This window comes from Rahnella rivi (genome assembly GCF_019049655.1).
Taxonomy (GTDB): domain Bacteria; phylum Pseudomonadota; class Gammaproteobacteria; order Enterobacterales; family Enterobacteriaceae; genus Rahnella; species Rahnella rivi.
Genome location: NZ_JAFMOX010000055.1, coordinates 94,806 through 117,689, shown reverse-complemented (window position 1 = coordinate 117,689; position 22,884 = coordinate 94,806). Strand labels below are relative to the sequence as shown.

The 22,884-nt window shown below is 55.0% G+C and carries 18 protein-coding genes; 14 read left to right on the top strand and 4 right to left on the bottom strand.

All coding sequences use genetic code 11. The features are described 5' to 3' along the window. From J1779_RS09445 to J1779_RS09425, 5 genes are all read left to right on the top strand, one after another. On the top strand, positions 1-777 hold the full coding sequence (locus J1779_RS09445) for an SDR family NAD(P)-dependent oxidoreductase (protein ID WP_217203637.1): 777 nt from the start codon (positions 1-3) through the stop codon (positions 775-777). Between the two features lie 93 nt (positions 778-870). Beyond that, positions 871-1,593 carry a FadR/GntR family transcriptional regulator gene (locus tag J1779_RS09440; protein WP_217203636.1) on the top strand — a complete coding sequence of 241 codons (723 nt, stop codon included), beginning with the start codon at positions 871-873 and terminating at the stop codon, positions 1,591-1,593. Positions 1,594-2,511: 918 nt separating this feature from the next. Further along, a complete protein-coding gene (locus J1779_RS09435; protein WP_238485117.1) occupies positions 2,512-3,291 on the top strand; it encodes a helix-turn-helix domain-containing protein in 780 nt (259 codons plus the stop codon). 86 nt (positions 3,292-3,377) lie between these two features. Beyond that, positions 3,378-4,676: an MFS transporter gene (locus tag J1779_RS09430; protein WP_122095247.1), complete on the top strand. Its 1,299-nt coding sequence runs from the start codon at positions 3,378-3,380 to the stop codon at positions 4,674-4,676. A gap of 42 nt (positions 4,677-4,718) precedes the next feature. After that, positions 4,719-7,376 (top strand): glycoside hydrolase family 78 protein, encoded by a 2,658-nt coding sequence (locus tag J1779_RS09425; protein WP_238485115.1) that lies wholly within the window; start codon positions 4,719-4,721, stop codon positions 7,374-7,376. Between the two features lie 67 nt (positions 7,377-7,443). On the opposite strand, the gene nifJ is transcribed toward J1779_RS09425, so the two are convergent. Then, positions 7,444-10,968 carry a pyruvate:ferredoxin (flavodoxin) oxidoreductase gene (gene nifJ / locus J1779_RS09420; RefSeq protein ID WP_217203634.1) on the bottom strand — a complete coding sequence of 1,175 codons (3,525 nt, stop codon included), beginning with the start codon at positions 10,966-10,968 and terminating at the stop codon, positions 7,444-7,446. Between the two features lie 304 nt (positions 10,969-11,272). On the opposite strand from nifJ, the gene J1779_RS09415 reads away from it, so the two are divergent. Next, positions 11,273-11,557 carry a putative hemolysin gene (locus J1779_RS09415; RefSeq protein WP_056770399.1) on the top strand — a complete coding sequence of 95 codons (285 nt, stop codon included), beginning with the start codon at positions 11,273-11,275 and terminating at the stop codon, positions 11,555-11,557. A 109-nt stretch (positions 11,558-11,666) separates the two neighbouring features. Here J1779_RS09415 and hslJ read toward each other — a convergent pair whose 3' ends face one another. After that, a complete protein-coding gene (hslJ, locus tag J1779_RS09410) occupies positions 11,667-12,089 on the bottom strand; it encodes a heat shock protein HslJ (RefSeq protein ID WP_056770403.1) in 423 nt (140 codons plus the stop codon). A 237-nt stretch (positions 12,090-12,326) separates the two neighbouring features. On the opposite strand from hslJ, the gene J1779_RS09405 reads away from it, so the two are divergent. The 5 genes from J1779_RS09405 to J1779_RS09385 all read left to right on the top strand — a co-directional run bounded on the left by J1779_RS09405 (position 12,327) and on the right by J1779_RS09385 (position 17,471). After that, positions 12,327-13,427 carry an ABC transporter ATP-binding protein gene (locus J1779_RS09405; RefSeq protein WP_217203633.1) on the top strand — a complete coding sequence of 367 codons (1,101 nt, stop codon included), beginning with the start codon at positions 12,327-12,329 and terminating at the stop codon, positions 13,425-13,427. Positions 13,428-13,492: 65 nt separating this feature from the next. Beyond that, positions 13,493-14,773: an ABC transporter substrate-binding protein gene (locus tag J1779_RS09400; RefSeq protein ID WP_183847191.1), complete on the top strand. Its 1,281-nt coding sequence runs from the start codon at positions 13,493-13,495 to the stop codon at positions 14,771-14,773. A gap of 8 nt (positions 14,774-14,781) precedes the next feature. Continuing rightward, positions 14,782-15,693, top strand: coding sequence for a carbohydrate ABC transporter permease (locus J1779_RS09395; protein ID WP_056770412.1), 912 nt, complete (start codon positions 14,782-14,784; stop codon positions 15,691-15,693). Positions 15,694-15,704: 11 nt separating this feature from the next. Then, the gene (locus J1779_RS09390) at positions 15,705-16,520 is read left to right on the top strand and encodes a carbohydrate ABC transporter permease (protein ID WP_122095627.1); all 816 of its coding nucleotides are present in this window, start codon (positions 15,705-15,707) and stop codon (positions 16,518-16,520) included. A 21-nt stretch (positions 16,521-16,541) separates the two neighbouring features. Continuing rightward, positions 16,542-17,471, top strand: a complete 930-nt coding sequence (locus J1779_RS09385; protein ID WP_056770417.1) for a metallophosphoesterase — start codon at positions 16,542-16,544, stop codon at positions 17,469-17,471. Between the two features lie 79 nt (positions 17,472-17,550). On the opposite strand, the gene J1779_RS09380 is transcribed toward J1779_RS09385, so the two are convergent. Continuing rightward, entirely contained in the window at positions 17,551-18,543 is a 993-nt protein-coding gene (locus J1779_RS09380; RefSeq protein WP_056770420.1) for a 2-hydroxyacid dehydrogenase, read from the bottom strand. A gap of 236 nt (positions 18,544-18,779) precedes the next feature. Here J1779_RS09380 and J1779_RS09375 point away from each other — a divergent pair, with 236 nt between their 5' ends. Genes J1779_RS09375 through J1779_RS09365 form a run of 3 tightly spaced genes read left to right on the top strand, consistent with a single transcriptional unit; the run spans position 18,780 to position 22,044 of the window. Then, complete coding sequence (locus tag J1779_RS09375) at positions 18,780-21,506, top strand: YdbH family protein (protein WP_217203632.1); 2,727 nt, start codon at positions 18,780-18,782, stop codon at positions 21,504-21,506. Further along, the gene (locus J1779_RS09370; protein WP_122095252.1) at positions 21,503-21,697 is read left to right on the top strand and encodes a YnbE family lipoprotein; all 195 of its coding nucleotides are present in this window, start codon (positions 21,503-21,505) and stop codon (positions 21,695-21,697) included. The genes J1779_RS09375 and J1779_RS09370 overlap by 4 nt, the downstream gene beginning before the upstream one ends. 8 nt (positions 21,698-21,705) lie before the next feature. Then, positions 21,706-22,044 (top strand): YdbL family probable chaperone protein, encoded by a 339-nt coding sequence (locus tag J1779_RS09365; protein ID WP_235533375.1) that lies wholly within the window; start codon positions 21,706-21,708, stop codon positions 22,042-22,044. 138 nt (positions 22,045-22,182) lie between these two features. On the opposite strand, the gene J1779_RS09360 is transcribed toward J1779_RS09365, so the two are convergent. Further along, positions 22,183-22,800: an FMN-dependent NADH-azoreductase gene (locus tag J1779_RS09360; protein ID WP_056770427.1), complete on the bottom strand. Its 618-nt coding sequence runs from the start codon at positions 22,798-22,800 to the stop codon at positions 22,183-22,185. Positions 22,801-22,884: the final 84 nt, after the last annotated feature.

Genomic DNA, 22,884 nt, shown 5'->3' with positions numbered 1-22,884 from the left:
ATGTTTAACGATTTAAAAGGTCAGCGAGTTTTGATTACCGGTTCAACCAAAGGTATCGGTCTGGCGGCGGCCAAAGCTTTTGCGGCGGCGGGGGCTAAGGTCGGTATTAACGGCCATCGCCACGATGCCAGCCTCAACCAGCTGGCGTCGGAAATTGAAAGTCACGGCGGCGAAGTGGTCTATTTTGGCGCAGACGTCACCCGGTCCGCCGAGTGCGAGGCGCTGGTGTCGCGCTTCGTCGAACATTTTGGTGGCCTTGACGTGCTTATCAATAACGCGGGCGGTCTGGGCGGACGTCAGGGGCTGGAAAGCATTGACGACGATTTTTACGACCATGTCATGGATCTCAATGCCCGCTCGGCGCTGATGGTCACGAAATACGCCATTCCGCATCTGCGTCGTTCGGCGAAAGAAAGCGGTAAAACCACCTCGGTGATCAGCACCGGTTCCATCGCCGGACGCGAAGGCGGCGGCCCCGGTGCCAGTTTGTACGCGGCGTCCAAAGCCTGGCTGCACAACGTTCACCGTAACTGGGTGAAAGAGTTCACCAAAGATAACATCCGTTTCAACGTGATTTCGCCGGGCACCATCGACACCGTTTTCCACGCAGATAAAAGCGCTGAAGTGCGGGAGAAAATCGCCGGTTCGATCGCGATGGGGCGCTTTGGCACCAGCGAGGAGCTGGCACCCAGCTTCCTGTTTTTCGCTTCGCACGCGTGCAGCGGCTACATCACCGGCCAGATCTTAGACATTAACGGCGGGCAGATGGCGCCGTAGCGCACAGTTCTTCAGTTTCAGAGCGGAGGGCGCATGCAGCGTGCCTCCGCCTGAACTATGCTGTCGGCAATCTGCACTGAAAAAGGGAAGAGTATGACGATGCAGTTTGAAACCGCCGCAGGCATGACGCGTGGGCTGAACACCCACATTGCCCGCGATATCGCCCGTAAAATTCTCTCCGGTGAACTGGCTTCCGGTGCCATTTTGCCGAGTGAAATCGAGCTCGGCGAACAGTTCGGTGTCAGCCGCACGGCCCTGCGTGAAGCGCTGAAATTGCTCACGTCTAAAGGGCTGCTGGAATCACGTCCAAAAATCGGCACCAGGGTAAAAGAGCGTCCGCAATGGAACATGCTCGACCCGCAACTGCTGGAATGGATGCAGGGCATGGAAGCGACGGAAGAGATTTATCACCAGTTTCTGGAGTTTCGCAAAGCCATCGAACCGCACGCCACCGCGCTGGCGGCCGTGAATGCCAGCAAAGAGCAGCGCATTGAACTGTCGCGCATTTATCGCCAGATGTGCCACGTCTCGGAGAACTTCGACGCGCAGGCCTGGGTGGAGATCGACACCCAGTTCCACCGGATGATTTTCATCTCCTCCGGCAACTGTTTTTATGTCCCGTTCGGCAATGTGCTGACCACCATTTTCAAATGGTTCTTTGAATACTCCTCCAAAGAAGGCGGCATGTGCCTCAACGAGCATAAAAGAATTTATGAAGCGATCATGGCAGGAGACGAAGGCGCGGCGTATTCAGCTTCGCTGGGGCTGATGAAAGGGCATAAACATAGGTTGAATCGCGGGGATAAAGGGGTTTAAAGCTAACTTCAAGGTCAACACCGTGGGTTGCCACCCACACCGGCCTTAAGGGGGGCTTATCGCCGCCCCCCTTAAGAATCCCAGGCTCTTTCACTGCGCGCTGCCGCTCGCGGGCTATATTCCAGCGGCTACCGCTATTGCCGCAAACGCCGCCGCTACGCGGTCCTCTCATTTCAGGTTCGGACCCGCTCGGAAAAATACCCTCGCGGTTTCTCACCGTTCATTCGACGTCGTTTTGAGCGCGGCCAGAGGCTTCTTAAAGCACAACCTCACCGTTTTCGACTTTATAACTCAGAAATAAATCAGAAAATTAAGTCTCAATAATCATTTGAATTACATAGCCATTGGCCGCGCTCAAAAATCACGCCGGAGGGAGTGGTGGAAAACCGCGCATGTTTTTGCGCGGGTTGTAACCCGAGCGGAGGGCACCGCGCAGCGGCGGGATTTTGCGGCAATAGGAGGAGTTTCTGAAACATAGCCCGCGAGCGGTAGCGCGCAGTTAAAAAAACGCAGGATTCCAAAGGGTTTCGTTTAAAACCCTTTGGGCCCGTTTGGGCGGCGAGCCCAAGGTCTTGACGTTAAAACGCATTCGCAGCCGCTAAGGCCGGTGTGGGTGGCAACCCACGGTCTTGCCCTTGACCTGAAGCCAGATATGAAATATCCCCATTCCCCCTCTATTGTCATTTATGACACAAATATCACTATTACTTACGCCCCAGTGCCAACCCGCCTTATAGACTTGTCATCACTATTACGCTTTAATCATGCCATCGGAGCGGAATAATCATTCAGGGAACAGGATGAATAATTAAATCCCTTATAAGGAATTAACTCGGTGATTTTATGAGGACATTACAGGTCAGGGATTTCTTTCTTTCAGAACAGCACGCTTTCAGTTTATTCGATATGAATCACCAAATGATGGAAGATGTCCACCGGCATGAATTTGATGAGTTGGTTATTGTTCGTCACGGTAGCGGGTTTCATATTATCAACGATCAGGTGGAGTTTATCTATAAAGGGGACTTCTTTCTGGTGGCGGCTAATGATATTCACTGCTATCAGTCAACCAATAAATTGTCCGTGATAAATGTCTTGCTGCATAAAGAAAGGGAATTTAAATTCATTCAAAACATTGATGCGTTAATTCATCCAATCGCCGAACCTCCCTGTACGATGAAAAAACATCACGTAAGCCTTACCGATGAGGAACTGAATAAAATAGGCAGCGTGGCTGACATGATTAATTCACAGTGCGACGCAGAGTTTGACAGCCATTACTTTGCCTGCGCGGAGTCCGGCCTGCTGTCGATCATCGTGACGCTCTTTCAGTGCGCCAGCAGAAAAGGGGACCGCATCCACAACACTGATAGCGGCAAGCGACACCTGCTCAATTATTTACGCGAGAATTACGCCAGCAGCATTAACTGGGACTATTTATGCGAAGAAAGCGGCGTGGCGAAAAGAACCATGTTCCGCTTTATTAAAGAAATAACCGGATATACGCCTGAACAGTTTCAGAGCCGGTATCGCCTGTTAAAAACGCAGGAGTTATTACGCACATCAGATTATCCGATTGGCAAAATTGCCACGCTGTGCGGATTTAATAACGCCCCGCGCTTAACCGAAGCCTATAAAAAACAGTTTCAGCGCACCCCCTCTCAGGAACGTGCGCGGGTGAGTAATAGTGTTATTTGAACGTCACGGATAAAAATAAGTCATTCCTCTGCAAAACAAAAAACAGTGAGAGATAAAATTAACGATAACTCATAAAGGTAATTATTATGTCAATCATCAAACGGACAAATCCCTGGTATGTGGGGGGAGTCTCTGGCATGGCCTCTTATATTGATTCTTCGGCAATTGTATCAAACGGAACGGCACTGGTTATTTATCAGAAAGCCATCGGAACAACGTCAGTGGAAATCGGGATCCTTTCCGGTGTATTAACGTTATGTATTGCACTCGGGGCACTTCTTGGCGGCAGGCTGGGAGATTGTTATGGCAGACGTAAAGTCTTTATCACCACCATGGCGATGATTATTACCGGCACCCTGTTACTGGCGTTTGGCATTAATTTCCAGATGCTGCTTATCGGCACTCTTTTCGTCGGGCTGGGAACGGGGGCCGATCTGCCGGTTTCATTAGCCACCATTGCCGAAGCGGCTACCGATAAAAACCGGGGCAAAATTATCGGGCTTTCCAATCTTTTATGGTTCCTGGGCATCGTGATGACGATGGCGATTTCCGCCATGGTGGGCGGCTGGGGCCAGGCTGGGGCACAAATCATGTACCTTCATGTTTGCGTTGTCGCGGCAATATTACTGTTATTACGCTGCACTATACCGGAATCGGGATTATGGCTGAGTGCTAAACAAGATCGTGAAAAAGGCATTTCCAGCGTTCGTGCCCAAAAGACAGCATTTAAGGATCTGATCCGGGGGAAATATCTCTGGCCCTTCGTCGCGCTGTGTATTTTCTACAGCTTCACCAATCTTGCTGCGAATACAGGCGGGCAGTTTGGGACATATATTGCGGTGAACGTGGTAGGCATCAGCGTGGAGAAAAATTCTCTGTGGAACCTGATGACCATGCCGGTAGGCGTGGTGGCGGGAATTATGTTTATGCGGTTTGTCGATACGAAAAAACGGATGCCGACCTTTATTCTCGGCGCCTTCTGTTTTGCCGGGGGATTTTTCCTGCCGGTAATATTTAATTTCTCTCCCATCTCCTGGTTCAGCTGTTTGTTCTTTACCGCGCTGGGCAGCGGGCTGGCGTTTGAAGGCATTATGAAAGTCTGGTCGCAGGAATCATTCCCGACCATGCTCCGCTCAACGGCGCAGGGCATTATTGTGGCGATTTCCCGTTTATCCTGCGGTTTGCTGGCCTTTGTCACTCCGTTATTACTCGATGCCGGGCCGATTGCGCTGTACTCGATTTTATCCACGGTCGTGGCACTCGGATTATTGATTGGCTGGCTGTGTTTCCACGGTAAACCCCGTAATGAATTTAAAAGTGAGGCTGAACCTTTCTTTGAGGATTCGCCGGTATTTCATATTGATACGCCCGCAGCAAAAATTTAATTCTTTCACAGTGAAAGGATCCCCTTACATAAGGAATGCGAAATGATGTTATCAGTGAGCAAACTGACGTTAGACCACGAACCGGCTTTATCGGGCGTGGAAAGGTTACCCGTGATGGGATGGAAAATCGAGAGCCGTCATCGCAATGTCAGACAAACCTCGTATCAGCTGCAAATCAGTCAGGATATTTGTTTTAACCAGATCATTTTCGACAGCGGCGTCCAGCACAGTGAACAGTCGAACAATATTGTTTTAGCGAATGTCACATTAATGCCTTCTGCCCGTTATTTTGTCCGTGTACGTGTACAGGATAATTATGCTGAAACCAGCGCATGGAGCGAACCTGCCGGGTTTATTACCGGTCTGCTTGATAGCGGTTGGCGCGCAGAGTTTATTTCGGCGGAGAAACCAGAGGACAAAAATAACTCAAAAGCCACGCTGGTAAGAAAAACCTTCGAAGCAGACAGTCATAAATCCATTTCCTCCGCGTTTGCGCATGTCAGTGCGTGGGGTATTTATCAGTTGTATGTGAACGGGAATAAAGTCGGCACAGATGAACTGACGCCGGGATGGACCAGTTACGCTCATCATTTGCTTTATCAGACGTATGATCTCACGGATATCCTCAGCGGCGGGCTAAATGTTATCGGCGCGATGTTAGGTGCCGGCTGGTATAAGGGCGATATGGGGTTCACCCGCGACCGTAATTATTATGGCGAAAATACCGCGCTTATTTGTCAGGTTGTCATTACCTATACCGACGGCTCACAAGACATCATTAACACTGACGAAAGCTGGGAAGGGGACGATTCTCCCATTCTGTTTGCGGAAATTTATGACGGCGAAATTTACGACGCCCGGCAAGAACAAACCGGCTGGAGCTCGCAGAAATTCACCCCGCGGGTCTGGCGGCCGGTCAGGGTGATGGCAGGCGATAAAACGGTGCTTAAAGCGCAGGCAAGCGGCGCGGTCAAGCAGACAGAAAGGCTGAAGCCGGTCGCGATGATCACCACGCCGCAGGGCGACCGCGTGATCGACTTCGGTCAAAACCTCAGCGGCTGGGTGGAATTTTGCGTTAAAGGCCGCGCGGGGCAGAAAGTGATACTGCGCCATTTCGAAGTGCTGGACGCCGCGGGAAATGTCTATCTCGATAATCTGCGCTCCGCGAAGCAGCGCACCGAATATGTGCTCAAAGGTGAAGGGGAAGAGTGCTGGCATCCGCACTTTACCTGGCAGGGGTTCCGTTATGTAAAAGTCGAGGAGTATCCGGGTGAGGTGGATCTGAATAATTTCACCGCCATTGTCCTGCACTCTGCGATGGAACAAACCGGCGAATTCTCCTGCTCCAGTGCGGAACTCAATCAGTTGCATCACAATATTCTGTGGGGACTGAAAGGCAACTTTATCGATGTGCCAACGGACTGCCCGCAGCGCGATGAGCGGCTCGGCTGGACGGGGGATGCGCAGATTTTCTGCCGCACCGCCAGTTATCTGATGCAGACGCGAAATTTCTTCGCCAAATGGCTGACCGACCTGCGTTATGACCAGACACCTGAAGGCGGCGTGCCGCATGTTGTCCCGGACATTCTGACCAACCATTGCGGCAAAGATCGTTTGCTGGCCGATGGCGGCACCCATTCGGCTTCTGCGTGGGCCGATGCGGCGGTGATCAACCCCTGGACGATGTATCTGATGTACGGCGATACGCGGGTGCTTGAAGATCAGTACGACAGCATGAAAGGCTGGATTGATTTCATGGAGGCGCATTCAGAGCATCACCTCTGGCGCTATAAACTCCAGTTTGGCGACTGGGTGGCGCTGGACGCAAAAGAAGGCAGCTATTTCGGGGCAACGCCCAACGATCTGACCTGCACGGCCTACTTTGCTTATTCCACGCTGCTGTTTTCTAAGGCCGCCAGCGTATTAAACCGCACCGCGGATCACCGCAAATACGCCGATCTGCATGACAAAATCGTCCACCGTTTCCAGCAGGAGTTCTTCACTCCCGCCGGCAGGCTGGCGGCCAGAACCCAGACGGCACATATTCTGGCGCTCTATTTTAATCTGGTTCCGGAGGCCTTCCGCCAGAGAACAACAGAGACGCTGGTCGAACTGTTAAACGAGCACGACGGCCATCTGGTGACCGGCTTCGTCGGCACATCTTATTTCTGTCATGCCCTCAGCCAGAATGGCCGGCTGAAGGAGGCCTGGCAGTTATTGCTGAAAGACGATTTCCCGTCATGGTTGTATCAGGTCAAAGCCGGTGCGACGACGATTTGGGAGCACTGGGATGGCATCAAACCCGACGGCTCAATGTGGAGCGCGGACATGAATTCATTCAATCATTACGCCTATGGCGCGGTGGGTGAATGGTTATACCGCGTAGCGGCAGGCATTGAAGCTGACGAAGATCAGCCCGGATTCAAACATGCGGTCATTCAGCCGCGGCCTGGCGGCGGCCTTGACTGGCTCGATGCCCGTTATCAGTCGATTTACGGCGCGATAGGCGTGCGCTGGGAAGTGAATGGTCAGACAGTGGATCTTCGGGTCAGCATTCCGGCCAACACCTCCGCAACGCTCCTTCTGACGGACGGCAAAACATTGCATGAAACCGATGGCATTGATTTTGTGCCCTGCGTGCAAGGGTATACGGCGGAAGTGGGGTCGGGGGAATATCGGGTGAAATATGCGTTAGTTTGATTTTCAGGTCGTGGGTTGCCGCTGGCGGGCTATATTCCACCAGCGGCTCCGGTTATTACCGCGAGACTTAAGACTCCGTTTTCTTCCCTGCCAGCATCGCCAGAAAATCATATTTCTGCTGCAACTCTTTCTCCGCTGCGGCATACAACATTTCCGCGACTTCCGGCTGCTGTGCATTCAGCCTTCTGAAACGCTGCTCGTTATTGAGCGTGTCAGTCAGCCCGCTGGATGGTGGCCTTGAGTCGAGCGCCAGCGCCGGTTTCCCTTCTTCCACACGACGCGGGTCGAAGCGGTACAGCGGCCAGAAACCGGTGGTGGTCAGCTGTTTCATCTGATCGTGGCTGAGTGCCAGATCATAGCCGTGTTCCTCGCACGGGCTGTACGCGATAATCAGCGACGGCCCCGGATAGGCTTCGGCTTCCTGAATGGCTTTGACGGTCTGGTTGAGCTGCGCACCGAGGGAAATCTGCGCGACGTAAACATGGCCGTACATCATCATGCTGACACCCAGATCTTTACGCGATTTGCGTTTGCCCTGTTCGGCGAATTTCGTCACCGCGCCGAGCGGGGTGGCTTTCGACTGCTGTCCGCCGGTGTTGGAATAACACTGGGTATCGAGCACCAGCACGTTGACGTTTTCCGTCAGGCTCAACACGTGATCCAGCCCGCCGAAACCAATGTCATACGCCCAGCCGTCGCCGCCAATCAGCCAGATGGATTTATCCACCAGATAATCGGCGTCCGTTGCCAGCTGCCGTGCGTCCGGCGTGTCGATGTCTGCCAGAATTTTACGCAGCGCCGTGACGTGTTCGCGTTTCACTTCCGGCGTGGAAGTGTCATCGCGCAGGCCGCCTAAGACGTCCGCCGGAATATGTTCCTCCAGCGAGGCGACTAAGCGCAGCACGCGGCGGCGGTGCTGATCAACCGTCAGCCGGAAGCCCAGACCGAACTCGGCGTTATCTTCAAACAGCGAGTTCGCCCAGGCCGGACCACGGCCTTCGGCGTTGGTGGTGTAAGGCGTGGACGGCAGGTTACCGCCGTAAATCGAGGAACAACCGGTGGCGTTGGCGATCAGCAAGCGGTCGCCATACAGCTGGGTAATCAGTTTGATGTACGGCGTTTCGCCACAGCCGGAGCAGGCACCGGAATACTCAAACAGCGGCGTGATCAGCTGCGACGTGCGGATGTCGATGCGTTCCAGCGTGCTTTGATCAATCTCCGGCAGTTTGAGGAAGAAGTCGTAGTTTTCGCGTTCTTCCTCCAGATGCTCAATGCGATCCGCCATGTTAATGGCTTTGATCGACGGATCCTGACGATCTTTCGCCGGGCAGACTTCGACGCACAGATTACAGCCGGTGCAGTCTTCCGGTGCGACCTGCAACACGTATTTCTGGCCGCGCATATCGCGGGATTTCACATCCAGCGATTGCAGTGCAGACGGCGCAGCGTCCAGGTATTCAGGCTGAACCACTTTGGCGCGGATCGCCGAATGCGGGCAGGCGGCGACGCAGTGGTTGCACTGGGTACACAAATCCGGTTTCCAGATCGGCACTTCTTCGGCAATGTTGCGTTTTTCCCACTGCGTGGTGCCGGTTGGCCAGGTGCCGTCCGGCGGGAACGCCGAAACCGGCAGCGCATCGCCAAGACCTGCCAGCATCGCGGCGGTCACCGTTTTCACAAAGTCCGGTGCGGCATCGGAGACGATCGGCGGGCGTTTGCGCGGGTTTTCAGGAATGGGCTGCAACGGCACGGCAACCAGTTCTTCCAGCGTTGCCCCGAGCGCCATCCAGTTGCGGGTCACCACGTCTTCGCCTTTGCTGCTGTAGCTGCGGGCGATTGCACCCTGCAATTCTTTCAGCGCTTCGTCACCCGGCAGGATCTGCGTCAGGTGGAAGAACGCCATCTGCATGACGGTATTAATGCGTGCGCCGAGTTTACATTCCCGGGCAATTTTGGCGGCGTTGATCACGTAGAAACGGGCTTCACGCTGATGCAGGGTCGCCTGCACTTCCAGCGGCAGCCGCGCCCAGACTTCATCGGCGCTGAATGGCGTATTCAACAGGAAAATACCGCCATGACGCAGGCGCTCTGCCATCTGGTAAAGATCGATAAACTGCCACTGATGACACGCCACGAAATGCGCCTGCGTCACCAGATAGGCAGACTTGATCGGAGATTGGCTGACGCGCAAGTGCGACACCGTCAGGCCTCCGGCCTTTTTGGAGTCGTAAACGAAGTAACCCTGCGCGTACATCGGCGTGCTGTTACCGATGATTTTGATGTTGTTTTTGGTCGCCGACACCGAGCCGTCGCTGCCCAGCCCGTAGAACAACGCTTCCAGAGAGGCGCGCTCCGGCAACTCTTCTTCTGTTACCGGCAGGGACAACCCGGTGACGTCGTCATAAATGCCGACAGTAAAGCGCGGGCGCGGCTGGCTCAGCGACAGTTCGCGAAATACTGACATCACGCAGTCCGGGCCGAACTCTTTCGAGGATAATCCGTAACGGCCACCGATCACTTTCGGCAGCGAATCACGTTCGCCACGCGAATAGGCTTCGGCCAGCGCGGTCATCACGTCCAGGTACAACGGCTCGGCCAGCGAGCCCGGCTCTTTGGTGCGATCGAGCACCGCAATGTTTTTCACCGTTTGCGGCAGCACGGACAACAGATGTCCGGCACTGAACGGGCGGTACAAACGCACTTTCAGCACGCCGACTTTCTCGCCCCGCGCATTCAGGGTTTCGATCACTTCTTCTGCGGTGCCAATGCCGGAGCCCATAAGGACGATCACCCGTTCGGCCTGCGGATCGCCGACATAGTCGAACGGCTTATATTCGCGGCCGGTGAGGGCGGCAAATGCATTCATTGCGTCAATAACATGCTGGCAGGTGGCGTTGTAGTAAGGATTGGTGGCTTCACGCGACTGGAAATACGTGTCCGGGTTAGCGGAGGTGCCACGGATCACCGGATGATCAGGTGAAAGTGCGCGGGCGCGGTGGGCGTCAATCTGCGCCTGCGGCAGCATCTGCTGGAGGGTATCGTCACTCAGCGGGGCAATTTTATTGATTTCATGCGAGGTGCGGAAACCGTCGAAGAAATGGATAAACGGCACGCGGCTGTTGAGGCTGGCGACCTGCGAAATCAGCGCGAAATCCTGGGCTTCCTGCACACTGGCGGCAGAGAGCAGGGCGCAGCCAGTCTGGCGTACCGCCATAACGTCGGAGTGATCGCCAAATATCGACAGCGCGTGCGTCGCCACGGTACGGGCGGCGACGTGCAATACAAACGGCGTCAGCTGACCGGCCAGTTTGTACAGAACCGGGATCATCAGCAACAGACCCTGCGACGAGGTGAAAGAGGTCGATAATGCGCCGGTCTGCAACGCGCCGTGGACGGTGGAAATCGCGCCGGCCTCGGACTGCATTTCCATTACCGTCGGGACATCGCCCCACAAATTTTTCTTTCCTTCGCCTGACCAGGCACCGGCAATTTCGGCCATGGTAGAACTCGGCGTGATCGGATAGATGGCAATGACTTCGTTAGTGCGATAAGCCACGGAAGCGACTGCGTTATTACCGTCAGTGGTGATCATGGAATACCCTTTGCTTGCTCACAAAACAGGCCGGTAAATATGCGGTTTTACCGGCAAGAATGATAAAAGCTTAGCAGAGGGCGGAATAATCAATTTATCCTGATTGTGTGCAAGGTTTTTTATTAGTCAGGTGAATGAATGGGCCGTGCGGGAAGCGAAAGTGTTTCTGTTTATGAACAAAACCCCGATTTTTAGGAAAAAGTTGATGTTCTTTCGCCGGAAGGCTCGACGCAGACGAAAAACGTCGGATATGATGACCGTTCTATAATTCCCCGCTATATCGCACTATTCAGGAGCAGGACAGATGATCACTGCGTTTCGCGTGTTACTGGCCACCGGCGTGCTGGTGTTATCCGCATGCAGCAGCCACGAAGAGTCGGCTGATGTTCCACAAAAAGGCAACAGCGTGAATGTTGGCCAGCGCACCGTGAATATGGACAGCCCGGCGTTTGCTGCCTGTTCTATGGCAGGCGGACAATTGCGACTGGCTCCTCAGCTTGACGGCAGCCGCGTCGGGATGTGTTCAATGGCGAATGGCCGTCAGTGCTCTGAAAGCGCGTTGATGCAGGGCCGTTGTACTGCAGGCTAATGTACCGCAGGCTAATGTACCGCAGGCTAAGCTTTTACCCCAGTCACTGACCTTGGTGAGCTTCCGGGGCATGATGTTACTTGTTGCTCAGACCTGATCCCAAACGGGATTACATCCGGTCTTTGAGGCGATAAATCAGCGTATGTTTGCCCTGTGTCAGGATCATTTTGTGATCCTGCAAGGTCACTGCTGCGCCATGACTGAGCACATCACCTATCACCTGATCCCATTTGTTCAGATTCTCGTCGCTGCACAGCATCCGGGTGGAGGCCAGCCCTTTCACGGTCAGCACGTTGTTTTGCAACTCGCCCTGGCCGAAGAAGTTATTACACATTTTGCCGGAAACGTGCATTTTCTCGCCAAACTCGATCTCCGGAATACGCCCCTGCGCCGCCGGAACGGTCTGCCCGTCAACGCTCAGCAGTTCAAACCGGTGATGCTGTAAATCGTGTTGTTTCACGGTGGTGTCCTGACCCATGCTGCATGCACTCAGTGTGATGGCTGTCGCCAGAATAAACAGTGCCTTTTTCATCTTCTCTCCTGAGAAATATTCCATTCACATTCTCCGATGCAATAGATTCATCTGGATAATGCGTAATTTTCAATTCTATTGTAGCGTGAATGAATAAGGATGTTAAAGGCCAGATTGGCCTGGGAGAGCCACTGCGCCCGTTCTGCCCGTATTCCCCCTGTCATCTGCACATCATAAAACCGTCATTTTACCCCGCTAGGTTATGCCCATCCTCGGTCACAGAGATGCATTACGGGCATGAGCTATTTATCACTCCATCACATCCAGAAATCATGGGGAAACAAGGTCGCACTTAACGACATCAGTTTTGATGTGGAAGAGGGCGATTTCATTGCGTTACTGGGGCCGTCGGGCTGCGGTAAATCCACCATGCTGCGCACTATCGCCGGGCTGGAGTCTGCCGACAGCGGGACGATTTATTTCCGTCAGGAGGATGTCACCGCGCTCTCGCCGTCGCAGCGCAAACTGTCGATGGTCTTTCAGTCCTATGCGCTTTTCCCGCACATGAGCGTGCGCGAAAATCTGCTGTTCGGCCTGCGGGCACGGGGGGAAGACAAGCGCCATTTCGCCGCCCGTCTGGCTGAGGTCGGTAAACTGATGGAGTTGGATCAACTGCTTGACCGGTTGCCGTCGCAGCTTTCCGGCGGACAGCAGCAGCGCGTGGCGCTCGGGCGGGCGGTCATCGCCAATAATAAGCTCTGCCTGATGGATGAACCGCTGTCCAATCTTGACGCCAAACTGCGCCAGAGCATGCGCCGCGAAATCCGCGCGATTCAGAAAAAGCTCGGTCTGACGATGGTTTATGTCACCCATGACCAGACGGAAGCCATGAGCATGGCCGATAAAATCATTCTGCTTAATGACGGCTGCATCGAGCAGCACGACACGCCGGACAACCTCTATAACAACCCAACCAGCATTTTCGCTGCGCAGTTCATTGGTGCGCCGCCGATGAATATCCTGCCGCTGGTGCATCGCGGTGCGCATCATTATCTCGCCAGCATGCCGGTACCGGTGGTGGAACATCCGGACGAGGCGCTCAGTCTCGGGCTGCGGGCTGAAGATATTCAGCTGACCGACGCGGCGCACGCCGGTCTTACCGCGCTGGTCATCAGCCACGAATACATGGGGGCCGACACCCTGGTGGTGTGCGCGCTGGCCGGATACCCGGAGCCGCTGACCGTGAAAGTCGCCGGTATGCGCCGCTTTGCCGAAGGCCAGGCGGTCGGGCTGCAATGGGCAACCGGCGCACAGTATTTTTTCTTCACGGCGGGCGGCAAGCGCTGTTATCGCGCTGAACGTGCCTGTTTACCCTCAGAAAATAAAGTCGCTGTGTAATTTGTACCTTTTGTTTTTATTCATTTTTTGACTTCACAACACGGTTAAATGCCAAAGGGAAAATCATGTCACCTGCTCATCGTTTCTCACGCCTTGCCACTGCATTGTTGTTGATCACCGGCACCTCCGCATTTGCGGCTGACCCGGTTAAATTGCAAATGTATTACCCGATCGCCGTTGGCGGCAAAATCAGCCATACGGTAGATACCCTGGTGGAAGACTTCCAGAAAACCCATCCGGACATCAGCATTCAGCCGGTATATACCGGTGATTACGCCACCACCGTCACCAAAGCGCTGACCGCGTTTCGCGGTGGCAATGCGCCGCAAATCGCGGTGATCGGTGATATCGAAGCCTATTCCCTGATTGACGCGGGCGCGATCCTGCCGGTCAGCGATCTGGCCAATGACGCCGAGGGCAAAAAGTGGATCGACGGCTTCTATCCGGCGTTTATCCGCCACATTCAGGACAAAGTGTGGAGCATTCCGTTCCAGCGTTCGACCGTGGTGTTGTACTGGAACAAGCAGGCGTTTGAGAAAGCCGGTCTGAACGGCGACACGCCACCGGCCAACTGGCAGCAGGTGGTGGATTTCGGCAAGAAACTGGTGATCCGCGACGGTAACGACGTCAAACAGTGGGGCATCGAGATCCCTTCCACGCCAAACGGCTACTGGAACTTCCAGGGGATCGCCGCCACTAACGGCAGCCATCTTGATAACGGCAAAGGCACGGCGGTCACCTTCGACACGCCGGCTAACGTCGAAGCCTTACAGTGGCTGACCGATCTGGCACAGAAAGACGCGGTATCGCCTAAAGGCGCGATTGCCTGGGGCACTACGCCGCAGGACTTTATCGACGGTAAAACCGCGATGATGGTCACCACCACCGGTAACCTGACTACCGTGCGCGACAACGCGAAATTCCCGTTCGGCGTGGCGATGCTGCCTGAGAAAACCCGGCGCGGCAGCCCGACCGGCGGCGGTAACCTGTACGTCTTCAAAAATACCACGCCGGAACAGCAGAAAGCGGCGATGGCGTTTATCCGCTGGGTCTCCGCGCCTGAACAGGCTGCCCGCTGGAGTATCGCGACCGGTTATGTCGCGACGTCTCCTGCCGCGTGGGAAACACCAGTGATGCAGGAGTACGTAAAAAAAGTGCCACAGGCGCTGGTTGCCCGTGAACAGCTGAAATATTCCCAGCCTGAGCTTTCCACCTACAACAGCGTGCAGATCCAGGAACTGATGAACCATGCGATCGAAGCCGCCGTGACGCAGGCGAAAACCCCGGCAGATGCGCTCAGTTCTGCGCAAAAACAGGCTGACCGTCTGTTGAAACCGTACCAGTAAGGAACGGCATGAGCACTCTGCACGCTGTCGCACCGGCACCCCGCACACGCGGGTTGTCTTTACAGGTTTATGGCTACCTGCTGCTGTTACCGGCACTGGGCTTTTTGCTGATGTTTACCCATTACCCGATGCTGGCAACGCTGTGGGAAAGCGTGTTCAGCGCCGCGCGCAACGGGCATCCGGCGCAGTTTGTCGGGCTGGATAACTACCGCGCCTTGCTTGACGACGATACTTTCCTGCTGTCGCTGCGTAACAACCTGCTGTACGCGGCGATCACCATTCCACTGTCTGTCGTGCTGGCGCTGCTGATGGCGCTGGCGGTTAACCGCCGCCTGCGCGGTAACGCCGTGACCCGTGCGGCCTTCTTCATTCCTTCTTTACTGCCGATGGTGGCGATCGCCAATTTGTGGCTGTTTTTCTACACGCCGCAGCTCGGGTTGCTCAACAAGCTGCTGGCGCTGTTTTCTCTGCCCGCCGTCAACTGGCTCGGGCAGCCGGATACCGCGCTGTACAGCCTGATGGCCGTCTCGGTATGGCGTGAAGCGGGATTCTTCATGATTTTTTATCTCGCCGCGTTGCAGCAAATCGATCCGCGTCTTGCCGAGGCGGCTGAAATCGAAGGGGCGTCGCGGGGGTATTATTTTCGTCGCGTGCAGTGGCCGCTGCTGATGCCCACCACGCTGTTTATTTTGATCAACGCCTCGATGAATGCGTTCCGTATTGTCGATCAGGTGATCGCCATGACCAACGGCGGGCCAAACAACAGCACCAGTTTGCTGCTGTTTTACATCTACCGCACCGCCTTCAGTTACTGGGATTTGCCGTATGCCTCGGCGATGACCGTTGTGCTGCTGGTGATCCTGGCGAGCATTGCGCTGATCAAATTTAACCTGATGGATAAAAGGGCACATTATCAGTGAAACCTGATGCACTGCGTCACACCGCGTTCGGCCAGTACGGCCTGAATCTGATCACCTGGCTGGCGGCCTTACTGTGGTTTTTGCCGATTCTGGTGGCAATCTGGGTCGCGCTTCATCCCGCGTCCGAGCAGGGCAGTTTCTCGCTGTTTGCGCCGCTGACGTTGCAGAATTTTATCAACGCCTGGCATGCCGCGCCGTTTGCCCGCTACTTTCTCAATACCACGTTACTGGTACTGATGATTGTGGTCTGCCAGATGGTGCTGGCCACGCTGGCGGCCTACGCGCTGGTGCGGTTCAAAATGAAAGGCGGCGGGCTTATTTTTGCGCTGATTTTATTGCAGCTGATGATAAGCCCCGACGTTCTGATCCTGAATAACTATAAAACCATCAGCGCGCTGGGATTGCGCGACAGCCTGCTGGGGATTGCCTTACCGTATTTTGCCTCGGCGTTTGCCATTTTCATGCTGCGTCAGACCTTCAAAAGCATTCCGCTGGTGCTGGAAGAGGCGGCGATTGTGGAAGGCGCCAGCCGGTTTTACATTCTGCGCAAAATCTACATTCCGCTGGCGAAGCCGATTTATGTGGCGTTTGCTCTGGTGTCGATAAGCTTTCACTGGAACGACTTCCTCTGGCCGCTGGTCATCACTGATTCGGTGAAGGTCCGGCCAATCACCGTGGGCTTGCAGCTTTTCTCCGCGCCGGAACAGGGCGTGCAGTGGGCGCTGATCAGCGCCGCGACGCTGATGACCGTGCTGCCGCTGCTGGTGTTGTTCCTGGTGTTTCAACGTCAGTTCGTTCAATCCTTTATGCGGGCGGGCATCCGTTAATTCGCCCGACAGGAGTTTCTTATGACCGATATTCTCACTTCTCCGTCGTTGTCCCCGGAGCAGGAACAGGCGCTGGGTAAGGTCAGCGCGCTCTATCAGACACCGAAGATGCATGATGCCAGCGTCTCCGGTCAGCGCCTGCGTTTCGGGCTGATTGCCGACCCGCAATATGCCGACGCCGTGACAGAAAAGGATCGTTATTACCGCAACAGCCTGAATAAACTGGCCACCGCGATCACCGAGCTCAATGATCTGAAGCTGGATTTCGTGGTCACGCTGGGCGATCTGGTCGATCGCGACTGGTGCAGTTTCGAACCTGTGCTGAACACCTACGCCGCACTGCGCCATCCGCATGCGGCGCTGATCGGCAATCATGATGCGCAGGTGATTTCACAACATCTGGGCGCGCAGACACCGGCGCTCGGCCTGCCGAAAAGCTACTACGCGTTCACGTTGCCGGGTTACCGCTTTCTGGTGACCGATGGCAACGACGTCAGTCTGTACTGCAATCACGCCAACGGCGACGATCATCAGCTGGCAGAATTTATGCTCGATGAACTGACCGAATGCCAGCAATCGCAGGCGCAGCCGTGGAACGGTGCGGTAGGGCGCAAACAGCTGGCGTGGATCGAAGAACACCTGAAACAGGCGAAAGCGCAGGGCGAAACGGTGCTGGTGTTCGGGCATTACCCGCTGACGCCGGTGAACAGCCATAATCTGTGGAATTGTGAAACGCTGGTGGAACTGCTGTGCCGCTATCAGGTGCGCGCCTTCTTTGCCGGGCACGATCATCGCGGGGGTTACGACCGGATCGAAAACACCGACTTCATCACCCTGAAAGGCATGGTGGATGGCGAAAACCGTTTGCCGTTTGCCAGTGTCACGCTGGACGGTGATGTCCTGACGATCACCGGCTACGGGCCTGAAGTCAGCCGGGTGCTGAGTTTTTAAGGGCAGGTTCTGCCGGATGACCCAAAAAAAAGGCTCACCGCAGTGAGCCTGATTTTGCACAAACCGTTTCGCGCAGTAGTTACGCCGTCAGCAGATTTGGACAGGCCACGCCTTTCCCCAGCTGATCAATATTCATCAGCGTGGTTTCTGAAATGCTGGTCAGCGCGTCACTGGTCAGGAATGCCTGATGTCCGGTGAACAGCACGTTGTGGCAGGAAGAGAGGCGGCGGAAGACGTCGTCGAGAATGACTTCGTTGGAGTTGTCCTCGAAGAACAGATCGCGTTCGTTTTCGTACACGTCCATCCCCAGTGCGCCGATTTTCTGCTTTTTCAGCGCATCAATGGCGGCGGTGGCATCAAGCAGTGCGCCACGGCTGGTATTGACGATCATCACGCCATCTTTCATTTTGGCGAAAGATTGCGCATTCAGCAGATGGTGGTTTTCCGGCGTCAGCGGGCAGTGCAGGGAAATCACGTCAGACTCGGCGTACAGGGTGTCCAGATCGACATATTCTGCGCCAAGTTCCAGCGCCAGCGGGCTCGGGAACGGATCGTAGGCCAGAATACGCATACCAAACCCTTTCAGGATCCGCATGGTCGCCACGCCGATTTTACCGGTGCCGATGATCCCGGCGGTACGCTGATACATGTTAAAACCGATCAGCCCTTCCAGTGAGAAGTTGGCTTCACGGGTACGCTGATAGGCGCGGTGAATGTGACGGTTGAGACACAGCATCATGCCGACCGCGTGCTCGGCGACGGCTTCCGGTGAGTAAGCCGGAACGCGCACAACGTCAATGCCCAGCTCCCGGGCGGCGTCCAGATCGACATTGTTAAAGCCCGCACAGCGAAGCGCCAGCGTTTTCACCCCAAGGGTCGCCAGCTCCTGTAACACATCACGCGATCCGTCATCATTCACGAAAATGCACACGGCATCTGCGCCGATAGCGGTTTTCGCCGTTTGCGGGGTCAGCAGAAAATCGAAGAACTCAAGTTCATAGCCATAATGCTGATTCACCAGTTCCAGATATTTCCGGTCATAATTTTTAGTACTGTAGACAGCCACTTTCATGGTGTTTCTCCGCAGTGAGTTTGAATCTGTGGCGATGTTGTTTCCTTATGTTTTCTAAGGAATAAAACGTTTTGGAAACAATTCGCGCAATACGACCAAAGTAACAGAGCGCGGGATGGCAGACAATTTATCCTGTGCTATTCAGGCTCAGGGCACTGGTTTTTCAACCATCAGTTGTTACGCTAATTATGTTATCTTGCGGGCAGTTACACATTTAGCGAAGAACAAGGCAAGTCATGCGGAACGGACTTAAGAAAAGCGTACACGTGATCCTGAGTATAGTGGTGATTCTTGTCCTGCTTATTTGGGTGTTATGGAAAACCGTGCCGCGCTGGCTGCCGCCTCTCGCCAGCCACTGGCTGCCCGCGGGAACACAGCTCTCGCTGAACGGTTCCCCGCACTGGTCGGGCGGCAGCCTGCAACTGCCGGGGCTGCGCTATGCCGCCGGTGATTGCGTGCTTGCCAGCGCAAAAGATGCGCGCCTGAGCAAAAAGACCGGGCGCTGGGCGCTGGATCTGGACACCCTCACCGTTGACACCGCCTGCCTGACGAAGCTGCCCGCCAGTGACGGCCAGTCCACCTTATCGCTGGCCGACATCCAGAGTGTGCTTCCCGCAGGGCGGGTCAATATTGCGCATTTCTCTGTCACGCCGTGGCAGCGCTATGCCGGGAAATTACAGCTCGATAATACCGGCGGCGTGCAGCACCTTTCCTTTAACGGCGAATCGCTGACGCTGGATGCAATCCTCGACGGCAACCTTACACTGGCGATCCACACCTTCAGCCTGACACCGCCGGGCAGCGATCAGCCCATCACCCTGAGCGGAAAACTGCTGCTTCCCGCCACCTTCGACAGGCTGCCTGAATCCGGTGAACTGCACGCGGAAATGCGCACCGCCCAGGTGCCCAATCCGCTGGATATTCAGCTGAGCTGGCAGGCCACCGAAGGCGTACTGACGCTGACTGAAAAAGGCAGCGAGTCGCCACTGGCGAGATTACCGTGGAAGCTCAATGACAAAGAGCTGAACATCACTCAGGGACAATGGCGCTGGCCGTACGCCCTGCAACCGCTGGCGGGCGGCATCAACCTGACGCTCAGCGACTGGACGCAGACCTTTGATCAAACCAACATCACCGCGCGCCTGAACGTGCTGACTCAGGGTCACAATGGCAAAGCCAACGTGGTGCTGACGATGGGGCCGGGCCGTATCGGGCTGCTCGACAGCAATCTTGATTTCCGGCTGACCGGTCAGGCGAATTTGCAGGCGACCTCGCTGAGCGCGTCACTGCCTGGCGTGCTCAGCGGCTCGGTGCTCAACCCGACGCTGTTATTGCGCAGCGGTTCCCTGTTACGGGCCTGGGGTAAACCTGTGCCTGAACTGACCATTACCGATGCCCGCTGGCCGCTGGCCGGTGTGAAAGTCTCTGCGCAAGGCGTCAGCGGCCCCTTACAGGCGATCCTCAAAGCGCAGCACAGCTACTGGGGCAAGTTTGATTTGCATCTGAACGGAAAATCGCAGGCGTTCTGGCCGGATGCCGGGCAGTGGGATTTCAATTACTGGGGCAACGGGCATCTGCCGCCGCTCAGCGGCCGCTGGGATATGTCCGGAAAAGGCCAGTGGCATGACAACGTGATCCGCATAAACAGTTTGTCGACCGGGTTTGCCCGGCTGCATTACGGCATTGTGGATGTGGATGCGCCGCGCCTGACGCTGGAACAACCGTTTGTCTGGCAACGTCCGGTGCCTGAACGTTTCAGAAAACAGTACCCGGATCAGCCTACGGTGTTTAAAGGCGACATCAGGCTGGTGGCGAAGAAAATCGCCTTTACCAACGGCGGTTATCTGCCGCCTGCAACCCTGACGCTGCAACTCAGCGGCGATACCCCCTCGCACTTTACCCTGCGCGGATCGCTTGACGCCAAACCGATTGGCCCGATCCGACTGTCCGGGCGCTGGGACGGTGAGCGTCTGCGCGGAGAAGGCTGGTGGCCGAAACAACAGCTCACGGCGTTTCAGACGCTGCTGACACCGGATCTCGACATCAAATTACGTGAAGGATCTTTCTACGCGCAGTCGGCATTTTCCGCCGCGCGCGGTCAGGGTTTCATTGCGGGCGGTCACTGGGTGGTGAAAAACGGCGGCATGTGGCTGAAAGACGGCGACCTGAGCGGGCTGGATTTCAGTCTGCCGTATCGCCTGCAGGATGCGGTCTGGCAGCTGGGCGTCACACAGCCGGTGATGCTGCGCATCGGCGAAATCAACAACCTGATCACGATGAATAATATTACGGCGGATTTGCAGGGCCATTATCCGTGGAGTGAAGACAAACCGCTGACGCTTTCCAATCTCGGTGTGGACGCGCTGCGCGGGCACCTGAGTTTGTCGGCGCTGCGTATGCCGCAACACGATGCGGCCGTGCTCAAACTGGAAAAAATCAGTCTCAGTGAGTTATTCACCGCCCTGAAACCCAAACAGCTGGCGATGTCAGGAATGATTTACGGAGAGTTACCGCTGTATGTGGACAATCCAAAATGGATTATTCATAACGGCTGGATAAAAAATGACGGCGGCCTGACCCTGCGTCTCGATCAGCAATTTGCCGATGCGATGGCCAGCGGCAACTTCGCCAATGGTATGGTGATTGGCCTGCTGCGATATATGGAAATCAGCCGGTCAGAGGCGCAGGTCAGCCTCGATAATCTCGGTGAAATGACAATGGCCGCAAAAATCGACGGCGTAAATTATACCGACACGACGCACGGCGGTGAAAAAGAGAAACGGGAAGTCGTGCTCAATTACACCCATCAGGAAAATATCTATCAGCTGTGGCGCAGTTTGCGCTTTGGCGACAATCTTCAGGAATGGCTGCAACAGCAGGTTTCCTTACCCGCGAATGCGCTGTCGAAAAGCCCCGCAGACGCCGGGCAGAAAAAGGATCAATCAGTGAGGAAGGTACAATGAAACAGCGACTTGTCGGCCCGTGCGTGGTGCTGGGCGTTATGATGCTCAGCGGCTGCGTTCCCCGCATCGAACTGGCTGCGCCAAAAGAGCCGATCACCATCAATATGAACGTCAAGATTGAGCATGAGATCCACATCAAAGTGGATAAAGACGTCGAAAATCTGCTTAAAAACCAGAACGATCTGTTTTAGGAGCCGATATGCCCAGGGCATTTATCAAAAGATTCAGCCTTATGCTGCTGACCAGCGGTTTACTGCTGTGCAGTCAGGCGTTCGCGTTAACACTCAGCGAAGCGAAACAGCAAGGTCTGGTGGGGGAAACGCTTTCCGGCTATCTGGCGCCGGTCAGAGACGATCAGGAAAGTATCGCCTTCGCGACGCGCATCAACGACGCCCGCAAACAGCAGTATCAGCAAGTCGCGCAGGATAATCAGGTCACCACCGACGATGTCGCCAAACTGGCCGGGCAAAAACTGGTCGCCAGAGCCGGAAAGGGCGAATGGGTGCGCGGCATTAACGGGAAGTGGTTGCAGAAGTAAAAACAGACGTATTCATTCATGGCGCAGGGAAATAAAAAAGCGCGCTATTAAGCGCGCAAGAGGGTTTTCACAACAACATCAGAGCGGGTTTTCAGACACAGATTTTAAAGAGAGTAGCCCGCGCCCTGATTGTGAAAATTAAGCAGCAGCCAGTTCTTTGATCGCGGCGTCGATGGCGGCTTTCGCATCAGTCTGCGCTTTGGTCGCCACTTCAGGGCCGTATGCGATGCCTTCCGCGTAAACGAATTCTACGTCGCTCATGCCCAGGAAGCCCAGGAACAGAGACAGGTAAGGGGCAACCAGGTCGCTCGGGGTGTCTTTATGGATGCCACCACGGCTGGTCAGAACGATAACGCGTTTGCCTTTCACCAGGCCTTCAGGGCCTTTCTCGGTGTATTTGAACGTCACGCCCGCACGCGCTACCAGGTCGAAATAGGTTTTCAGCTGTGTAGGAATGTTGAAGTTGTACATAGGTGCAGCGATAACGATCACGTCGTGCGCCTGCAGTTCGTCGATCAGGGTGTTGGACAGCGCCAGTGCTTCTTCCTGACGTGGTGACAACGGAGCATCGGAAGGACGCAGCGCGCCAACCAGTTCACCGTCGAGTACCGGGATCGGGTCCGCAGCCAGGTCACGTACTGTCACGGTAGAACCGCTGTTCGCAGCCTGATACTGTGCAACAAGATAATCAGCCAGTTGGTTTGACTGAGAGAAGTTAGCCAGAATGCTTGATTTCAGGACGAGTACTTTGCTCATTAGAGAGTTCCTTAACTGTGTGATACATAGGGTGCAGGTTTTTATAACCAGAACGTACCCGGAATGGAACTTACTTTATTCAGA

Excerpts from the sequence above, each read along its gene's own strand:
- J1779_RS09370 (WP_122095252.1), top strand. The coding sequence starts at position 21,503 with ATGAAACAGCGACTTGTCGGCCCGTGCGTGGTGCTGGGCGTTATGATG.
- J1779_RS09435 (WP_238485117.1), top strand. The coding sequence starts at position 2,512 with ATGATGGAAGATGTCCACCGGCATGAATTTGATGAGTTGGTTATTGTT.
- J1779_RS09425 (WP_238485115.1), top strand. The coding sequence starts at position 4,719 with ATGATGTTATCAGTGAGCAAACTGACGTTAGACCACGAACCGGCTTTA.
- J1779_RS09360 (WP_056770427.1), bottom strand. The coding sequence starts at position 22,800 with ATGAGCAAAGTACTCGTCCTGAAATCAAGCATTCTGGCTAACTTCTCT.
- J1779_RS09375 (WP_217203632.1), top strand. The coding sequence starts at position 18,780 with ATGCGGAACGGACTTAAGAAAAGCGTACACGTGATCCTGAGTATAGTG.
- J1779_RS09430 (WP_122095247.1), top strand. The coding sequence starts at position 3,378 with ATGTCAATCATCAAACGGACAAATCCCTGGTATGTGGGGGGAGTCTCT.
- J1779_RS09405 (WP_217203633.1), top strand. The coding sequence starts at position 12,327 with ATGAGCTATTTATCACTCCATCACATCCAGAAATCATGGGGAAACAAG.
- J1779_RS09445 (WP_217203637.1), top strand. The coding sequence starts at position 1 with ATGTTTAACGATTTAAAAGGTCAGCGAGTTTTGATTACCGGTTCAACC.
- J1779_RS09440 (WP_217203636.1), top strand. The coding sequence starts at position 871 with ATGACGATGCAGTTTGAAACCGCCGCAGGCATGACGCGTGGGCTGAAC.
- nifJ (WP_217203634.1), bottom strand. The coding sequence starts at position 10,968 with ATGATCACCACTGACGGTAATAACGCAGTCGCTTCCGTGGCTTATCGC.
- J1779_RS09400 (WP_183847191.1), top strand. The coding sequence starts at position 13,493 with ATGTCACCTGCTCATCGTTTCTCACGCCTTGCCACTGCATTGTTGTTG.
- J1779_RS09380 (WP_056770420.1), bottom strand. The coding sequence starts at position 18,543 with ATGAAAGTGGCTGTCTACAGTACTAAAAATTATGACCGGAAATATCTG.
- J1779_RS09385 (WP_056770417.1), top strand. The coding sequence starts at position 16,542 with ATGACCGATATTCTCACTTCTCCGTCGTTGTCCCCGGAGCAGGAACAG.
- J1779_RS09415 (WP_056770399.1), top strand. The coding sequence starts at position 11,273 with ATGATCACTGCGTTTCGCGTGTTACTGGCCACCGGCGTGCTGGTGTTA.
- hslJ (WP_056770403.1), bottom strand. The coding sequence starts at position 12,089 with ATGAAAAAGGCACTGTTTATTCTGGCGACAGCCATCACACTGAGTGCA.
- J1779_RS09365 (WP_235533375.1), top strand. The coding sequence starts at position 21,706 with ATGCCCAGGGCATTTATCAAAAGATTCAGCCTTATGCTGCTGACCAGC.
- J1779_RS09395 (WP_056770412.1), top strand. The coding sequence starts at position 14,782 with ATGAGCACTCTGCACGCTGTCGCACCGGCACCCCGCACACGCGGGTTG.